Source organism: Thalassolituus sp. (genome assembly GCF_034111725.1).
Classification (GTDB): domain Bacteria; phylum Pseudomonadota; class Gammaproteobacteria; order Pseudomonadales; family Oceanobacteraceae; genus Thalassolituus.
In genome coordinates, this window is record NZ_JAWUWR010000001.1 from 24,818 (window position 1) to 41,488 (window position 16,671).

General features: G+C 46.7%; 23 protein-coding genes. 22 read left to right on the forward strand and 1 reads right to left on the reverse strand.

Features of this window, described 5'->3' with window-relative positions; all coding sequences use genetic code 11:
* Positions 1 to 59: 59 nt before the first annotated feature.
* Both UXZ23_RS00145 and UXZ23_RS00150 read left to right on the forward strand, forming a co-directional pair.
* Positions 60 to 578, forward strand: a complete 519-nt coding sequence (locus UXZ23_RS00145) for a hypothetical protein (RefSeq protein WP_320818642.1) — start codon at positions 60 to 62, stop codon at positions 576 to 578.
* Positions 571 to 837, forward strand: coding sequence for a hypothetical protein (locus tag UXZ23_RS00150; protein ID WP_320818643.1), 267 nt, complete (start codon positions 571 to 573; stop codon positions 835 to 837). Before UXZ23_RS00145 ends, UXZ23_RS00150 begins: the two co-directional genes overlap by 8 nt.
* Before the next feature lies 1 nt (position 838).
* On the opposite strand, the gene UXZ23_RS00155 is transcribed toward UXZ23_RS00150, so the two are convergent.
* The gene (locus UXZ23_RS00155) at positions 839 to 1,321 is read right to left on the reverse strand and encodes an ankyrin repeat domain-containing protein (protein ID WP_320818644.1); all 483 of its coding nucleotides are present in this window, start codon (positions 1,319 to 1,321) and stop codon (positions 839 to 841) included.
* Between the two features lie 217 nt (positions 1,322 to 1,538).
* Here UXZ23_RS00155 and UXZ23_RS00160 point away from each other — a divergent pair, with 217 nt between their 5' ends.
* From UXZ23_RS00160 to nifM, 20 genes are all read left to right on the forward strand, one after another.
* On the forward strand, positions 1,539 to 1,796 hold the full coding sequence (locus UXZ23_RS00160; RefSeq protein WP_320818645.1) for a nitrogen fixation protein NifZ: 258 nt from the start codon (positions 1,539 to 1,541) through the stop codon (positions 1,794 to 1,796).
* 14 nt (positions 1,797 to 1,810) lie between these two features.
* Positions 1,811 to 3,484, forward strand: a complete 1,674-nt coding sequence (locus UXZ23_RS00165) for a SagB/ThcOx family dehydrogenase (RefSeq protein ID WP_320818646.1) — start codon at positions 1,811 to 1,813, stop codon at positions 3,482 to 3,484.
* A gap of 252 nt (positions 3,485 to 3,736) precedes the next feature.
* Positions 3,737 to 5,152: a nitrogenase iron-molybdenum cofactor biosynthesis protein NifE gene (gene nifE / locus UXZ23_RS00170; RefSeq protein WP_320818647.1), complete on the forward strand. Its 1,416-nt coding sequence runs from the start codon at positions 3,737 to 3,739 to the stop codon at positions 5,150 to 5,152.
* Positions 5,152 to 6,546, forward strand: coding sequence for a nitrogenase iron-molybdenum cofactor biosynthesis protein NifN (gene nifN, locus UXZ23_RS00175; RefSeq protein ID WP_320818648.1), 1,395 nt, complete (start codon positions 5,152 to 5,154; stop codon positions 6,544 to 6,546). Before nifE ends, nifN begins: the two co-directional genes overlap by 1 nt.
* 20 nt (positions 6,547 to 6,566) lie before the next feature.
* Positions 6,567 to 7,040 (forward strand): NifB/NifX family molybdenum-iron cluster-binding protein, encoded by a 474-nt coding sequence (locus UXZ23_RS00180; protein WP_320818649.1) that lies wholly within the window; start codon positions 6,567 to 6,569, stop codon positions 7,038 to 7,040.
* A gap of 27 nt (positions 7,041 to 7,067) precedes the next feature.
* Positions 7,068 to 7,535: a NifX-associated nitrogen fixation protein gene (locus tag UXZ23_RS00185; protein ID WP_320818650.1), complete on the forward strand. Its 468-nt coding sequence runs from the start codon at positions 7,068 to 7,070 to the stop codon at positions 7,533 to 7,535.
* A gap of 16 nt (positions 7,536 to 7,551) precedes the next feature.
* Positions 7,552 to 7,773 carry a CCE_0567 family metalloprotein gene (locus UXZ23_RS00190; protein ID WP_320818651.1) on the forward strand — a complete coding sequence of 74 codons (222 nt, stop codon included), beginning with the start codon at positions 7,552 to 7,554 and terminating at the stop codon, positions 7,771 to 7,773.
* A 60-nt stretch (positions 7,774 to 7,833) separates the two neighbouring features.
* The gene (gene fdxB, locus UXZ23_RS00195; protein WP_320818652.1) at positions 7,834 to 8,133 is read left to right on the forward strand and encodes a ferredoxin III, nif-specific; all 300 of its coding nucleotides are present in this window, start codon (positions 7,834 to 7,836) and stop codon (positions 8,131 to 8,133) included.
* 5 nt (positions 8,134 to 8,138) lie between these two features.
* Complete coding sequence (locus tag UXZ23_RS00200; RefSeq protein WP_320818653.1) at positions 8,139 to 8,465, forward strand: (2Fe-2S) ferredoxin domain-containing protein; 327 nt, start codon at positions 8,139 to 8,141, stop codon at positions 8,463 to 8,465.
* Complete coding sequence (locus tag UXZ23_RS00205; RefSeq protein ID WP_320818654.1) at positions 8,462 to 8,854, forward strand: hypothetical protein; 393 nt, start codon at positions 8,462 to 8,464, stop codon at positions 8,852 to 8,854. Before UXZ23_RS00200 ends, UXZ23_RS00205 begins: the two co-directional genes overlap by 4 nt.
* A gap of 31 nt (positions 8,855 to 8,885) precedes the next feature.
* Positions 8,886 to 9,671, forward strand: a complete 786-nt coding sequence (locus UXZ23_RS00210) for a DUF364 domain-containing protein (RefSeq protein WP_320818655.1) — start codon at positions 8,886 to 8,888, stop codon at positions 9,669 to 9,671.
* A 230-nt stretch (positions 9,672 to 9,901) separates the two neighbouring features.
* Positions 9,902 to 10,225, forward strand: coding sequence for an iron-sulfur cluster assembly accessory protein (locus UXZ23_RS00215; RefSeq protein WP_320818656.1), 324 nt, complete (start codon positions 9,902 to 9,904; stop codon positions 10,223 to 10,225).
* A gap of 51 nt (positions 10,226 to 10,276) precedes the next feature.
* Positions 10,277 to 11,218, forward strand: a complete 942-nt coding sequence (gene nifU, locus UXZ23_RS00220; RefSeq protein WP_320818657.1) for a Fe-S cluster assembly protein NifU — start codon at positions 10,277 to 10,279, stop codon at positions 11,216 to 11,218.
* A gap of 2 nt (positions 11,219 to 11,220) precedes the next feature.
* A complete protein-coding gene (gene nifS / locus UXZ23_RS00225; protein WP_320818658.1) occupies positions 11,221 to 12,429 on the forward strand; it encodes a cysteine desulfurase NifS in 1,209 nt (402 codons plus the stop codon).
* Between the two features lie 47 nt (positions 12,430 to 12,476).
* Entirely contained in the window at positions 12,477 to 13,664 is a 1,188-nt protein-coding gene (gene nifV, locus UXZ23_RS00230; protein ID WP_320818659.1) for a homocitrate synthase, read from the forward strand.
* Positions 13,637 to 14,413: a serine O-acetyltransferase gene (gene cysE / locus UXZ23_RS00235; protein WP_320818660.1), complete on the forward strand. Its 777-nt coding sequence runs from the start codon at positions 13,637 to 13,639 to the stop codon at positions 14,411 to 14,413. The genes nifV and cysE overlap by 28 nt, the downstream gene beginning before the upstream one ends.
* A gap of 5 nt (positions 14,414 to 14,418) precedes the next feature.
* Positions 14,419 to 14,949, forward strand: a complete 531-nt coding sequence (locus UXZ23_RS00240; RefSeq protein ID WP_320818661.1) for a hypothetical protein — start codon at positions 14,419 to 14,421, stop codon at positions 14,947 to 14,949.
* A gap of 24 nt (positions 14,950 to 14,973) precedes the next feature.
* Complete coding sequence (nifW, locus tag UXZ23_RS00245; protein WP_320818662.1) at positions 14,974 to 15,312, forward strand: nitrogenase-stabilizing/protective protein NifW; 339 nt, start codon at positions 14,974 to 14,976, stop codon at positions 15,310 to 15,312.
* 15 nt (positions 15,313 to 15,327) lie between these two features.
* Entirely contained in the window at positions 15,328 to 15,801 is a 474-nt protein-coding gene (locus tag UXZ23_RS00250; RefSeq protein WP_320818663.1) for a nitrogen fixation protein NifZ, read from the forward strand.
* Complete coding sequence (nifM, locus tag UXZ23_RS00255; protein ID WP_320818664.1) at positions 15,798 to 16,667, forward strand: nitrogen fixation protein NifM; 870 nt, start codon at positions 15,798 to 15,800, stop codon at positions 16,665 to 16,667. Before UXZ23_RS00250 ends, nifM begins: the two co-directional genes overlap by 4 nt.
* Positions 16,668 to 16,671: the final 4 nt, after the last annotated feature.

Here is a 16,671-nt window from a genome sequence, read left to right on the forward strand (position 1 = left end):
CCAAAAAAAGGCTCAACAAGAATCGGCGCAAGTAGCCAAGCAGGAAGTAGAGGATAATCATGTTAGTGCGTGATTTATTTAGTGATGCTCCCTTAGCTGGGCACTTGCAGGTATCCATGTACATCGAGCGGTTACTGCGTGAACCGATCAATATTGCTCACGATTGGGAGCGTGCCGAACGTTTGTTGCAAGAAGTTCGGACGCAGCTACCCGATGCGACCGAAGTTAAAATAGCCCTGTATAAAATGTACGCCTATGCCTATCGCTGCGAAGAGTCATTGGCACTCATTCACGAAGCATTGGTCGAAACTGCGGCTAGCGCAGGTTTTTCTGCTGATTGGCGCCAGTTAACATTAGCGGCCACGCACTACTCGTATCCTGTCGATGGTGCTGCTCGTATGTTTTTATACAGCCTAAAGGCACTTGGCTTTGTTAGTATGCGCAACCGCGACCTAACGACCGCTACCGAAGCATTAAATAAGCTGATTGAGCTAGACCCCGATGACCAAGTTGGCGGCAGTGTTGTTCTGGGTATATTGCACGGCTTAAGCGAAGAACCGGAACCTGAATATGCCTGAGCAAAATCAAGACTCCTTAATTTATATTCAGCAGTTGGAAGGCGACTTGCGTGCCGTCGTAGAGATGCGGACGACGGCTTATTCTGATATTTGGCTACTGTTAATTCAACTCAGTTATAGGAACGATTTAGCCGGAACGACCAGCTTTAATTTACACGGTTATAGTCGTAAAGAGGCAGAAGAAATCGCCAAAAATATTCAGTCGAATCCTTATGTAATGAAGGAGATCGACGAATATTTATGGGGCGAAAGCGATTAGTTTAGCGTTTTCCGCTACGGCGTAAGAGGCGCAAGCATTCGATATTGGCAGCCAACTCTAATGCACTAAAACCATCTAAGGTTTCTGCTTTAACGTCCGCTGATTTATCCAATAAATAGCGTACCCACTCCGTTTTACCACTAGACGCCGCGTACATAAGGGGCGTTGCGCCATTTTCATTTTGATTATCTAGATTAATTCCTGCCGCTAATAGTTGATACGCGATGTCGAAGTTATTCGCCACTATGGCCGCCCAGAGTGCATTGGTGCCGTCCATATTAGTGTGATTAACCGCTACTGGCTGGCGCAGTAAATCGTTAATGATATCAAGACGACCTTGGCGGCTGGCGAGTATTAACGCCGTATCGTCATACCGCCCTGGCATATCCAGATCGCCAGGATTCAGATTGTGTTCCACTAACCAAGCGATGGTGAAGGGACTGAGTAGGTCGATATTGAACGTTTCTTTCTGACCGATGGGCATTTTATTGTCCTTATCTGAGCAAGCTGGCAAAACTCTTGCTGTGCAACTGTTATTCCATCTCAATAGTTTCTATTGCGCTCTGGGTACTAGGTTAGTGAGTTGTTTTTAAAAGGATTATAAAAGCAGAAGAAATTCATGACGGATTTTTCTGTACGTCGTTAAACGACATTGTAGTAAATGCGACAAACTAAATAGGCTGAAAAATTAAGGTGATGTTATGACCAAATTAGAAAAAGGTGACGCGGTATACGCCACAACAACCATTCGAAATGATGGCTCCGTACCCGGCTTTGAATTGGATGCTATTTTGGCCGAACCGGGCTCTATGGGAATGTTAGTGAATACTGGACATTTAGAAGAAAACCCAGCGCAAGAAATGCTGTTGGTTTGCTTCAATCTATCCGATGGCAGCGTTGGGCCTTTGGTCACTTGTTTTCCTGATGAGATTAGCCCTGAACGAATACCAGTGCAGTAAGGGAGACATCAGCAGTGGACGTACTGAATTACCATCAGCGTACTAAACACAGTATTAGTTACGGCTATGCGAAGGGACCAGAAAGTATTGACTGGGATGCCCAGCCGGATCCTTTTCGGACATACGACGGTGCGCCACTGATTGAATTGCCATTGGCTGCGCATGAGGTGGATACGCCTTGGGCGCGTCTTTGGCAGAGTGCTAGCGTCAACGAGGTGCCGTTAGCGGCAGCCTCAGCAGCGGCTATAGATTTTACCACGCTGGCTAAATTACTGGAGTTGGCGCTGGGTCTATCGGCATGGAAACAATACGGTACGGCGCGCTGGTCGTTGCGTTGCAATCCCTCCAGCGGCAACTTACATCCTACCGAATGCTATGTGCTTGTGCGTAATATCGCTGGCCTCGCAGACGGTGTGTATCACTACCGTGCCGACTTACATGCGTTAGAGCGGCGTTGCGCGTTTGCGCCAAGCTCAGATGTCCAATCCCTTGTTTGGTTAGGGTTTAGCTCAGTACATTGGCGTGAGGCGTGGAAATACGGCGAACGGGCTTTTCGCTATTGCCAACACGATGTTGGACACGCATTAGCCGCAGTCAGTTTTGCGGCGAAAACGTTAGGGGTCAATTCGCGGCAATTGGCGCATATTCCAATAGCCGATGAGGCGTTAGCACAATTATTGGGCTTAAATCGCCACACTGATTTTAATACCGAGGCAAGATTTAAAGGCGACCAAGAATTAAAGGCCGAACAAGAAGATCCTGATTGCTTGCTCACCTTAACGGGTGAAGTATTCTCGCAGGCATTACTCAGTGATATTCAGCAAGCGCTGGCGCAAGGTACTTGGCAGGGACAAGCCAATACGCTAGATCCGCGCCATATGTACCAGTGGCCTATTATCGACGAGGTGGCGAGTGCGACCGCCATTAATCACGAAGCCACTAATATAATTAGCGATAAAATAGCTTCCAGTCGCGACTGCGCCTCTCCGTGGCCACAACCCTTGTCGAGTTCTGTGCAAAATCTAGCCGCTCAGCTGATTAAACAGCGTCGCTCGGCACAAGCATTTGATCCTAATGGCAGTATGTCCTTTAACGATTTTTATTGTCTGCTGGATCATTGTTTACCGCGCATTGATTTTCCACCAAGTAATGTTTTACCCCTTGCCAACAAAGTGCATTTCTTACTTTTTGTGCATAACGTAGAAGGGCTAGATTCTGGGCTTTATGCGTTACCACGTTCTTTGTCGGCACTTGATGCGCTAAAAAGCCAATTGCGCGGAGAATTTAATTGGCAGCCGGTTGCCAATGCCCCCGAACATTTGCCTTTGTATTTACTGCTTAAATGCAGTTCGCGCCGCACTATCGCTAAGCTCAGTGGTCAGCAAGCGATTGCCGGTGATAGCGCATTCAGTTTGGCCATGATCGGTGAGTTTCAAGATATCGAACAGCAGCCGTGGAATTATCGCCATTTATTTTGGCAAGCCGGTGCGCTAGGGCAAGTGCTGTATTTAGAAGCCGAAGCTATGGGTTTGCGTGGCACCGGTATCGGTTGTTATTTTGATGACGCCGTACACGATATGTTAGGACTTAAATCCGATGGCCCGTTACAAGTCTTATATCACTTCACCTTGGGTCGCCCACTGATCGATAACCGCATCACCAGTTGGACTCCATATCGCCAGCGGTAATTGTTATTGAGTTTTGGCGGTTTTGTTACATCCGCTCCAAGCATCTTAGTATGTCGTATTTACTACAATTAAAATCCCTTAGTAAATCTATATAAATCAGCTATTTACCAAGTGGCCTTGCAATTGCAGAGAAGTCTGTATTGGGGCTATTGCAACCATTATTAATCGATTTTAGTCGTGCATATGTGATCAGCACCATCATCAAAATGTGCTGGTGATATTGATTTTAAGTACACAGTGAGAGGACAAAGCATGAAAGCAAAAGACATTGCCGAATTGATGGATGAGCCTGCTTGTACTCACAATAAAAAAGAAAAATCTGGTTGCGCTAAGCCATCGCCTGGTGCGACAGATGGCGGCTGCGCATTCGACGGTGCTCAAATTGCCTTACTGCCTATTGCCGATGTTGCTCACGTCGTTCATGGCCCAATTGCTTGCGCTGGCAGCTCTTGGGATAACCGTGGTACGCGTTCGAGTGGCCCAGCCTTATATCGCATCGGCATGACCACCGATTTAACCGAGCAAGACATTATTATGGGGCGTAGTGAAAAGCGTCTTTTTCACGCCATTAAACAAGCCTTGGAAGATTACAATCCGCCTGCAGTATTTGTTTATAACACCTGTATTCCAGCACTGATTGGCGACGACGTCGACGCCATTTGTAAAAGTGCTGAAGAACGCTGGGGCGTGCCGGTTGTGCCAGTGGATGCTGCAGGATTTTATGGCACTAAAAACCTAGGCAACCGCATCGCCGGTGAAGCCATGGTGAAATACGTTGTTGGTCATCGTGAACCTGATCCTATTCCTGCATCGAGCCAGCGCGACGGCATTGCTATTCACGATGTTAATTTAGTGGGTGAATACAATATTGCCGGTGAATTCTGGTTTGTGTTACCGCTACTCGATGAGCTTGGTATTCGTGTTTTGTGCACACTTTCTGGCGATGCTCGTTTCCATGAAGTACAAACCATGCATCGTGCTGAAGTGAATATGATGGTGTGCTCCAAGGCTATGCTCAATGTTGCGCGTAAGTTGCAAGAGCGTTTTGGTACGCCATGGTTCGAAGGTAGTTTTTACGGCATAACCGATACCTCAGAGGCCTTGCGCGAATTTGCACGGCTCATTAATGACCCCGACTTAAGCGCACGAACCGAAGCGCTAATTGCGCGCGAAGAGGCTCGTATTCGGGAAGAATTAGAACCTTGGCGTCAGCGTTTAGCCGGTAAGCGCGTCTTGCTGTATACCGGTGGGGTTAAATCTTGGTCGGTGATTTCTGCCTTGCAAGACTTAGGCATGAAAGTCGTTGCTACCGGCACGAAGAAATCGACCGAAGAAGATAAAGAGCGTATTCGCGAATTAATGGGCGACGACGTAAAAATGCTCGACGAAGGTAACCCGAAGGCCTTGTTAAAAACCGTTGAGGATTATAAAGCCGATATTTTAATTGCCGGTGGTCGCAATATGTATACCGCTTTAAAGGCACGTATTCCTTTCCTCGATATTAACCAAGAGCGCGAATTCGGTTACGCCGGTTACGACGGTATGCTTGAACTAGTAAGACAATTAACCCTAACCCTCGAAAGCCCAGTGTGGGCTGCGGTAAGAAAGCCTGCGCCTTGGGATAGCGTCCCAAGCAAGGGTGAATTACTAATGGCGCAGGAGGGTTAATGATGACGTCTATTCAGAAAAGCAAAAAAGCCCTGTCGGTCAGCCCGTTAAAAACCAGCCAAACTGTGGGCGGTGCATTAGCAGTTTTAGGAGTGGCCGGTGCGGTGCCGTTAATGCACGGATCGCAAGGTTGTACCGCCTTCGCTAAAGTATTTTTTGTACGCCATTTTCGCGAACCTGTGCCACTGCAAACCACGGCGATGGATCAAGTGACATCAATTATGGGTGCCGATGACAATATCATCGAAGCGCTGAAAACCATCTGCGGAAAAAGTGCTCCGGCACTTGTGGGCTTAGTGACCACAGGTTTGGCAGAAACCCAAGGCGCGGATATTAAACGTGCTGTTGGTGATTTTCGTAAAAAATATCCTGAATTTAATAAAACCGCCGTTATGGCCGTTAATACCCCTGATTTCACTGGTAGTTTTGAAAGTGGATTTGCAATTGCGGTTAAAGGCTTGCTCGAAACTTTAGTGCCTACCGCAGATGCTGATTCGCCCAGTCGAGTTGGTTTGCGCAAGAAACAAGTCAACGTATTGTGCGGCGCTAATTTAACTCCAACCGACCTAGAATATGTGAGTGAGAGCATTGAGAGCTTTGGCTTACGTGCGCTGCTCATTCCCGATTTATCCGGTTCTCTCGATGGTCATTTAGAAGACAACCCATTCAGTCCGTTAACCACGGGCGGCGTCAAAGTCACCGATATTGCTAGCGCTGGTGAGAGCATTGCCACCTTGGCCGTGGGCGAAAGTTTGCACGCAACTGCTGAATGGCTAGAACAACACACAGGCGTGCCAGCTTATTATTTTGGTCATTTAATTGGCTTGGATGCTGTCGATCAATGGATGGCCGCGTTAGCCGACATTAGCGCAGCACCTGTACCTATGCGCTGGCAGCGCCAACGTCGGCAATTGCAAGACACTATGCTAGATACTCACTTTATGCTGGGCATGGTGCGCGTCGCATTAGCATCTGATCCGGATATGTTTGCTGGCTTTGCTAAATTATTAAAAGGCATGGGCGCCGAAATCGTTAGCGCGGTTGTGCCTGCTCAGGGTCCTGCTTTAAAAGGCTTAGACGATATTATTTTGAAAATTGGCGATCTCGAAGATTTAGAATTTTCGGCAAAAGAACAGCGTGCCCAGCTCATGCTAACCAATAGTCATGGCGTTGAAAGCGCCGAGCGCTTAGGCATTCCCTTGTTGCGAATTGGTTTTCCACAATACGATTTATTAGGTGGTTTTCAGCGTTGTTGGTTCGGCTATCGCGGCACAGGCCAAGCGCTATTCGACATGGCCAATTTAGTCATGAGTCAGCAGCATGAAGTGGCACCTTATTATTCCCGTTATGCCCAGAAATCCACCGAGCAGATGCATTTAAATGCCAGTCATTAAGTGTATTAAGGAGATCTAACATGGCGATTACTCGGCAGCTACATGTATTGGATGATGATGATGATTCCACTTTGCTGAAAGTTGCATTTGCGACCTCGGATCGTATTGAAGTGGATCAACACTTTGGCTCGGCTCGATCTTTTACCATATATGGCATTGATCCAGAACGCAGCAAACTATTGCAGATTAGCGAATTCTCCGATCTAAATCAGGACGGAAATGAAGATAAATTGGTTGAAAAAATCGACATGCTTGACGGTTGTATTGCGGTTTATTGCCGCGCATGTGGAGCGTCGGCGGTACGACAATTACTGGCGCGTGGAATACAACCGGTAAAGGTAACCGATGAGTCTGATATTTCTGAGCTAATACGTGCTTTACAGTATGAACTTAAACAAGGCCCTTCCAGTTGGTTGGCAAAGGCATTGCGTAGCCATCAATTATTCAGCTCGTCACGATTTGACGATATGGAAGCGGAAGGTTGGAACGAGTAATTTTGAATTAACTAAGTGAGAATTGATATGACTGATGCCCTAATTAAATCCAGTGATGAGCTATTAAGTAATCCTTTGGTTCGCCAATTGGTGGTACAGCTCCGCGCCCAAGACAGTTACGGAACCTATGATACTTGGAGCGATGATCGTGTTATCGATCCAATGATTTTAAGCAAAGAGCGTCGTCGTGAAATTCCTGTTGTCGGTGATCCAGACGAGACAACTATTTCGCGGGTAAAGGCCTATTACAATGCCGTTTCAACCACAATTGAAAAAGAGTGCGGATTAATGGCGACACCGGTTATTAATATCAGCCACGAAGGTTTTGGCCGTGCCATGGTCATTGTGGGTAAATTAGTGGTGCTGGATAAAGTATTGCGTGATGTACATCGTTTTGGTTTTGACTCGCTAGAAAAGCTAGTTGAAGAAATTGAAAAAGTAAGCAGTAAAGCAGTGGAATTAATTAACGCGCACGGTGATGTAGCTCGTTTGTAAATTCGGAGGATTTTCCATGACTAATGAAGAATTGAAAGAATTAAAGAAAGACGTTAGCACAAAAAAACGTATCGCTACTGAGTGGGCATCAAAAATCCATGACGTAGTAGAAGATGGCTTATGGACGGAATATTCAACGCTACCACAGCTTGCCAGCGACGCCGTGGCTGCTTGCGAAGCGTGGAAATCCGCCGCAGAAACGTACGAAGCAGCGCAAAAGAGCGCTGAGTCTGCATAATGGCATTCGCTATTGCCTAGGGCCGCAATCGCTAGGCAATAGACATTGGGAGATATCAACATGAGTGATGAAACAATTAAAGGGCGCACGCGTGGCGGTGAAGAATGGATTCCGCAATTTGTTACGGAATTAAACGCAAGTACGTGTATTGGCTGTGGTCGCTGTTACAAGGTTTGTCCTCGTGATGTGTTTGAATTGGTTGAGCGTACCGAATTGGTTGACGACGATGATGACTTCTATGACGAAGACGACGAAATGATGGTGATGTCGATCAAAAATGCCGACGACTGCATCGGTTGCGTGTCATGTTCACGTGTCTGTCCTAAAAATTGTCATACTCACGAAGCATTAGCGGGGTAATACCAATGGCCAAGCCAGAATATCATGTATTTGTCTGTGCCCAACAACGCCCCGAAGGTCACCCTCGTGGTAGTTGCGGCGCGAAAGGGGCTGGCAATTTATTGCAGCATTTTTCCGAAAGATTAGTGGCTAATAACCTGTTTAATAAGGTATCGCTGGTCGCTACTGGTTGCATCGGCCCATGTCGAGCCGGCGCTAATGTGTTGGTGTATCCCGGTGGTGTTCTGTATATGGACATTAAGCCAGACGATGTCGATAGCATTATTAGTCAGCACTTAGTCGGTGGTGAGCCGTGGACTGATAAAGTTGCTCCCGATGAGGTTTGGCAATGAGTGGAGCGCAAGCGTTAGCGGATAGAGATGACCTAAAGTTGCAACAACGGTTGCAACTCAATACCGCGCGAATTGCACGAGTTCAAGCGGCATTAAATGAAAAACTAACGGATCTTAATTTAACGGTTTGCGGCCTATTTTCGGACTTCAGCAATAACGAACTTTGCCAAGACCCTTATGATCAGAGTACGAGTCTGCTGTGCGAATGGCGTGATAAACACAATAATTTATTGGGTTCGCTACAATTACACGATAGTGGTCGTGTTTTCGCCGAGTACGATGTTATTAAGCCGCACCCAACCAAGCCTAAGTGGTTTATTGAAGCCGTAACCGCTTGGGGTGACGACGAACAATTACGTACAGAGTTGCGTTTATTGCCTATGCGATAACCACTTATTTTTTTAATACTGGAGATATGTCATGACCCCTGAGCGCTATTCGGCTGTCTACTCTTTAATAGAACAGCGGGCTCAAAGTCGTGCCAAGATAACCGATGCATTACTGGGATTAAGTTGGAGTAGCATTCAAGTGAATCACCCAGATGCAGCACAGCCGCTGCAGACCAGTAGCGGTTTGTGTTTCAGTCCGTCAGAAGCGCCGCGTAATATTTCTTGGTCGGGTAGCTTATGCGAGAAACTCGCAAATGATGTTCTGCCTTGGTTGCATCAGTGGAATGACAGTGAGGTTGTTGTCGCATTAGCAACAGCCAACGCTGTGATCAGTCACAATAATAAGAGTTTGAAAAATAGCCAACTTATTGTGAATGATGCGCCCGCTAATTTGTGCGTTTTCGAACATTTTGCGCCGCAACTTAGCGGTGCTAATGTCGCAATTATAGGACGCTATCCAGGATTAGAACGTTATAAATCGCAATTCAACTATACCTGTATCGAGCGTCGTCCTAGTGGTGATGATCTGCCTGCCGCTGCTGCTAATTTCGTGTTACCCAAAGCCGACTGGGTATTTATTACCGCCAGTAGCCTCGCCAATAAATCACTGCCGCAACTTTTATGGTTGGCTCGTGATGCTCAAGTGGTATTAATGGGGCCAAGCCTGCCTTGGTTGGAAGATTGGGCCGATTTTGGCGTTAATTATCTTTGTGGTGTTGCGGTTAATAACTATCCATTACTGCATCAAATTGTTGCTCAGGGCGGCGGCACTCGGATATTCGACCAAGCTGTCAGCTATCGTCTATTAACCCTCTAACGCATTGTCGTATTAGCGACAATGCGTTTGTAGCCGTGATATTCACGACACCACACAACCCCATCACATAGTTCTAACTTATTGATAAATATCAATTTTAATTATGTTTCGGCGTGGCATATCGCTTGCAAAACCCTTCTAGGTAACCGTTCCCGGCCCTGAATCTGATCGTCGATGTTGAAGTCATCAAATCGATAGCACGATTCGGCTAACGCCTTAGGAGGCAGCATATGATCACATTAACTGATAGCGCCATTTCCGCAGTACGTCGTTTCATGGAAACAGCCGACGCTTCAATCGAAGGCTTACGCATTAAGGTAGAGGGTGGCGGTTGCTCCGGTATGAAGTACGGCATGAAGCTGGAAAGAACCATTGAGCAAGGCGATTCCATTCTCGATTTTTCTGGACTGAAAGTGTTAGTCGATGCGGAAAGCGTGCCGCTATTAGACGGTGTGACCGTCGATTTTACCGATGGCCTTGAAGGCACTGGTTTTAAGTTCGAAAACCCAAATGCAACTAAAAGCTGCGGATGCGGTAAATCTTTTAGCTGTTAGTCACAAGCAAACAGAAACAGTTTTTAGCCGGCTAGTACGAGGAGCAGAATCATGTGGGATTATACAGATAAAGTTAAAGAGCATTTTTACAATCCAAAAAATGCAGGTGCGGTAGAAGAAGCTAACGCCGTTGGTGATGTGGGTTCCATTAGTTGTGGCGATGCTCTTCGACTAACGCTGAAAGTAGAACCAGAAACTGAAATTATTTTAGAAGCAGGCTTTCAGACCTTCGGCTGTGGTTCTGCTATCGCCTCGTCTTCTGCCTTAACTGAAATGGTTAAAGGCAAAACACTGGACGAAGCTTTACTGATTAGCAACCAAGACATTGCTGATTTTCTTGATGGCCTGCCACCAGAAAAAATGCATTGCTCGGTCATGGGACGCGAAGCCCTACAAGCCGCTATTGCTAATTATCGTGGTGAAGTTTGGGAAGACGATCACGAAGAAGGCGCATTGGTATGTAAATGCTTCGCTATCGACGAGGTGATGATTCGCGACACTATCCGCGCTAACAATCTTAGCTCAGTAGAAGATGTTACCAACTACACCAAAGCCGGCGGCGGTTGTTCATCATGCCACGAAGGCATCGAAAATCTTCTTGCGGATGAAATGGCCCAACGCGGCGAAGTGTTTGTTGCCGGTGGCAGCCCTGCTAAGAAAAAAGCCAAAGCAACCGTAGCAATTGAAGCCGCGTCTAGCCCAGCGGCAACACCAGCGTCATCATCTGGTATGACGTTGGTACAGCGCATTCGCAAAGTTGAAGAAGTGCTCGAAGGCCTGCGTCCTGCTCTGCACGCCGATGGCGGCGACGTAGAATTAATTGATGTCGAAGGTCGTAACATTTACGTGAAGTTAACCGGTGCCTGCAACGGTTGCCAAATGGCTGCGATGACACTGGGTGGCGTGCAACAAAAACTGATCGAAGTATTGGGTGAGTTTGTGAAAGTGATTCCACACACCGAACGCCCAGTACAACTAGAAGCAGGAGCCTAATTATGAACGATATCTATCTCGATAATAATGCGACTACTCAAGTTGATCCTGAAATTGTTGAAGCGATTTTACCGTATTTCACCCAACAATTTGGTAATCCATCGTCATTGCATAGCTTTGGTAATAAGGTCGGCTTAGCCCTTAAAAAAGCGCGCAAAAGTGTGCAGGATATTTTAGGTGCAGAACACGATTCTGAAATCATATTCACCTCTTGTGGTTCAGAATCTGATTCGACCGCCATTATATCGGCATTAAAAGCACAACCTGAACGCAAAGAAATTATTACCACGGTTGTTGAGCATCCAGCGGTATTGACTCTGTGTGATTATTTAGCCACCGAAGGCTACACAGTGCATAAATTAGCAGTTGATGGCAAAGGTCGCCTTGATTTAGATGAGTACGCTAAATTATTAAGCGACCAAGTTGCTGTGGTCAGTGTGATGTGGGCCAATAATGAAACGGGCACTATTTTCCCCGTGGAAAAAATGGCCGAGATGGCCGATGAAGCGGGCGTTTTATTCCATACCGACGCGGTACAGGCGGTGGGTAAAATTCCGATGAATTTACAAGACACCAGCATTCATATGTTGTCGTTGTCTGGCCATAAGCTGCACGCGCCCAAAGGTGTGGGTGTGCTGTATTTAAAACGCGGCACGCGTTTCCGTCCGTTGTTGCGTGGCGGTCACCAAGAACGCGGACGTCGCGCGGGCACAGAAAATACTACCGGTATTATCGGCTTGGGTGTTGCCTGTGATTTAGCGCAAAAAAATATGGAATATGAAAATACCGTGGTCAGTAAAATGCGCGACCGCTTGCAAGAAGGTATTCTTGCTCAAGTTCCTCATTCCTTTGTGACTGGCGACGTTGAACATCGCCTACCCAATACGCTCAATATCGCGTTTGAATATATTGAAGGCGAAGCGATTTTATTACTAATGAATAAAGTCGGTATTGCAGCGTCTAGTGGTTCTGCTTGCACCTCCGGTTCGTTAGAACCTTCTCATGTTATGAAAGCGATGGGTATTCCGTATACCGCAGCACATGGGACGGTTCGTTTTTCTTTGTCGCGTTATAACACGCCAGAAGAAATTGAGCGGGTTATTGCTGAAGTCCCTGCCATTGTTGCGCAATTACGTAAATTGTCGCCGTACTGGGGTAAAAACGGACCGATCGAAAATCCTGAGCAAACATTTGCACCGGTATATGCCTAACTCGTTGCGCAAGTAACCGTGCCAGTATCCGCATAAGGAATACAGTAATGACTGCAGAACGCCCTAAAATTGTAATTGACGACACCACACTGCGCGATGGCGAACAAAGTGCAGGGGTAGCATTTAGCGTTGAAGAAAAGCTAGAGATTGCTCGTCATTTAGCATCGATGGGCGTGCAGGAATTAGAAATCGGTATTCCTGCTATGGGCAGCGAAGAGCGTGAAGTGATGCAAGCAATTGCCGCCTTGCATCTTCCTGCTCGCTTACTGGCTTGGTGCCGTTTAACACCGTACGATCTGCAAGCGGCCCAAGGGTTGAATGTTGATATGGTGGACTTATCGGTGCCGGTATCTGCCCAGCAAATTGCGCATAAATTACGTCGTAGTACTGATTGGGTTTTGGGGCAAGTTGCCCATCTTGTCGCGCAAGCAACCGATGCAGGATTTGAAGTTTGCTTGGGTTGTGAAGACGCTTCACGCGCCGATATGAACTTTTTGCAACAGGTTGCCGAAGCCGCACAAAAAGCCGGTGCTAAGCGAATGCGCTTTGCCGACACCGTCGGCGTGATGGAACCATTTTCGGTATTAGATAAAATTCGCACATTACGCAGCGTCTGCGATTTAGAACTTGAGATGCATGCGCACAATGATTTTGGCTTGGCGACGGCTAATACTTTAGCCGCTGTGTTGGGCGGTGCAACTCATATCAATACCACCGTCAATGGGTTAGGTGAGCGTGCAGGCAATGCACCGTTAGAAGAATGCGTTTTCGCCTTGAAAAATCTGCACGGCATCGACACCGGAGTTGATACCTATGCTATGCCTGCGATATCGGCTTTAGTGGCACACGCATCCGGTCGCAGCGTGAGTTGGAATAAAAGCATCGTCGGTGCTGGCGTATTCACTCATGAAGCCGGAATTCATGTCGATGGCTTATTAAAAGACCGTCGGAATTATCAAGGTCTTGATCCATTCGAGTTGGGGCGACAGCACGAATTAGTGGTTGGTAAACACTCAGGTAGCCGCGGACTCATTCAAGCGTATAGCGATATTGGAATTAAGCTGAAAAGTTGGCAAGTTCCCTTACTATTGCAACAACTTCGTATCTGGGTAACCCGCACCAAACAAATTCCTACCGTGGCAGACTTAATGGATTTATATGCCACTTTAGACGTTAAAAATAATGTTGTTGGAATGGAGGAGGCCTTATGCCAATTGCATCCCATCGCCAGCTAGATAGCTCATTATGGAGTCAGTGGCGCGAAGACGTTTCAAGTGTCTTTGAGCGTGATCCTGCGGCGCGCACAACGTTCGAAGTGCTGACCACCTATCCCGGCGTACACGCTTTAATGATACACCGTGTTAGTCATCGACTATGGCGCAGAAATTGGCGTTATGCAGCGCGCTTCTTATCATTTTTTGCGCGTTTTCTCAGCAATGTTGATATTCATCCCGGTGCTGTTATTGGTTCACGTTTTTTTATTGATCATGGCGCCGGTGTCGTGATCGGCGAAACCGCCATTATTGGCAACGATGTTACGCTTTATCACGGCGTCACTTTGGGTGGCACCAGCTGGAATAAAGGTAAGCGTCATCCAACCCTAGAAGATGGTGTTTTAGTCGGTGCCGGCGCCAAAGTATTGGGCAATATTACCTTAGGCAATGGCAGTCGTGTAGGAGCTAATTCAGTCGTTGTTGAAGATGTTCCCGCGAGTTGCACTGTGGTCGGTATTCCCGGAAAAATTGTTAAATTACGCGAGGCTGGTTTCTTGAATCCTTATGGAATCGACCTTGATCATCATTTAATTCCAGACCCTGTCGGTAAAGCCATTAGTTGTCTTTTAAGCCGTATGGAAGTGTTGGAATCCAAACTCGATAGTCGCGATAAGCTTAGTCGGTACGAGGCATGTGATGTAGATAATCAAGTATGCCTAGAAGACTGCCCAGGCGGAGAGATTAAAAGTAACAATTTGGGTAGAGGGTAATTACCATGGATTTGCAAGATTTCAAGGGTCAGATGATGTACTTCGATGCGCCCCTACCAGAAGGCGTAGACGAATTATTAAATCAAGCATCCGAGTCGTATGGCGAAGGTGATGCGGAAAGTTACTTGCTGCAAGCTTATGCCTTAGCGCCAGAGAATATGACGGTGCTAGTGGCCCTTTATCGCTTTTTTTATTATCAACATCGCTTACCTGAAGCCATTGATGTTGCTTATCAAGTGATGTCCGGTGTTGCGCCAATTATTGGGTTTCCTGACCATTGGCGTAAATTGAAATTCAAGCATCTGACTTATGGCGTAATGGAATCTTTCACCTTAGTCCGCTTTTATCTGCTCGCGGTTAAGGGGGCAGCCTTTATGAATTTGCGTATCGGTAATGTTCCTGAAGGCATTGAGATGCTGAATAAAGTAGTTGAATTTGATAGCAACGATCGTCTAGGTGCTCGTGCGCTATTGCAATCCGTAGGTCCAGCTGTGGTTGCGGTTAATACCAATGCTCGGGTGGCGGTCGAATTTTAAACTAGTAGGCGGAGGCGCGTTATTATGGATTATTTAGACGATCTAAGTTTGGAAGATGCATTAGATGAATTGGTATCTGCAGAAGATTTCTTAGAATACTTTGCAGTGCCATTTGATGCAAAAGTCGTGCATGTTAATCGTTTGCATATTATGCAACGCTATCACGATTACCTAAGTCAAAGTGAAGCGGCACTGCAGGAACATTTAGGCAATGACGTTGCGCTAACAGCAGTATACAAAGCCTTGTTGACTCAAGCTTATCAAGACTTTGTTGATTCTGACGCTATCACTGAAAAAGTATTTAAAGTATTTAAAATGCAGGAACCGCAAACTGGATTTGTGCCCTTGGATAGCCTGTTTTAATGCGAGGACAGTTTCATGAAACCAGCCTATGAATACGGCGATGAAGTTCGCCTAACCCGTAACGTTCGTAACGATGGTACATACCCAGGAAAAGAAGTGGGTGAGCTACTGATACGGCGAGGCTCGGTGGGTTGCGTTTATGATGTGGGCACCTACCTCCAGGACCAATTGATTTATCGTGTGCATTTTCTTGATGACGGCTGCACTGTGGGTTGCCGTGAAGAGGAACTGGTTCCTGCCGCTGATCCTTGGATCAATAATCGATTTGAATTTCGCGAAGCCGTGGTCGCACTGATACCTATGTCCAGTGAAGGGAAGGTCGTGGTCGAAGTGGGCGACGAGGGCGAAATATCCCGCGTTATCCGTGACGACAATATTGTTCTCTATCATGCTCGTTTTCATGGTCGCACCTTTCAAGTGCCAGAAGCTGCTCTGGCTGCACCTGATAGCGACGAAGCACTTGATTCGCGTAATCAGGAGGCCTCATGATCGCCATTGCAAAGCAAAAGCCGGTAGAAGCCACTCAAGGCTATCGATTATTGCGTATTGCTACCGGACATTTTGGTCGTGCTTTACACGACCTCGATGATGAAGAGCAAAAGCAAGTACAGCGAATTGCCGTTAATGAAATGCAGTTAGAGCATTTAATTTTGACCAGTCCTGAGTCGCATCAAGTGACTGTTCCAGAGAGTCAGGTTGAAGCGGCGCTGCAACAAATACGCAATAATTACGAAGAAACAGACCATTTCTACGAATCGCTTTCGAATAGTGGTTTGAGTGAAGAAATGGTGCGAGCAGAAATACGGGATGCCTTGCGAGTGGAAGCGGTTATGGATCTCGTCGCCAGCCGCGGCGTCGCCGTCGACAATACTGAAGCAACACTTTTCTACTATTTGCATCCTGAAAAATTTGAAAAACCAGAAGTTAGAAAAGCTCGTCATATCTTAATTACTGAAAATTCCGACTACAAAGAAAATTCTGAATCGGAATCCTTGCGTCGTATACAAGCGATAGGTGAGCGGCTACAGCAACATCCAAAACGATTTGCCGAGCAAGCTTTAAAACACTCCGAGTGCCCGACGGGTTTAAATGGTGGTGTGCTCGGTCAAGTGCCAAAGGGCGTGTTATATCCAGAGCTGGATGCTGTTTTGTATACGATGAAAGAAGGTGAGATCAGCTCGCCGGTGCAAAGCGAACTGGGTTGGCATTTGTTGTATTGCGAGGAAGTCATTTCTGCACATACCTTACCTTTAGCTAAGGTACTGCCAGAATTACGCGAAGAATTGCAAAATCGTCAGAACAAGCGTACGCAAAAAACTTGGCTTAAACATCGCGCTGCTGCCATCAGCCAGTAAGTTG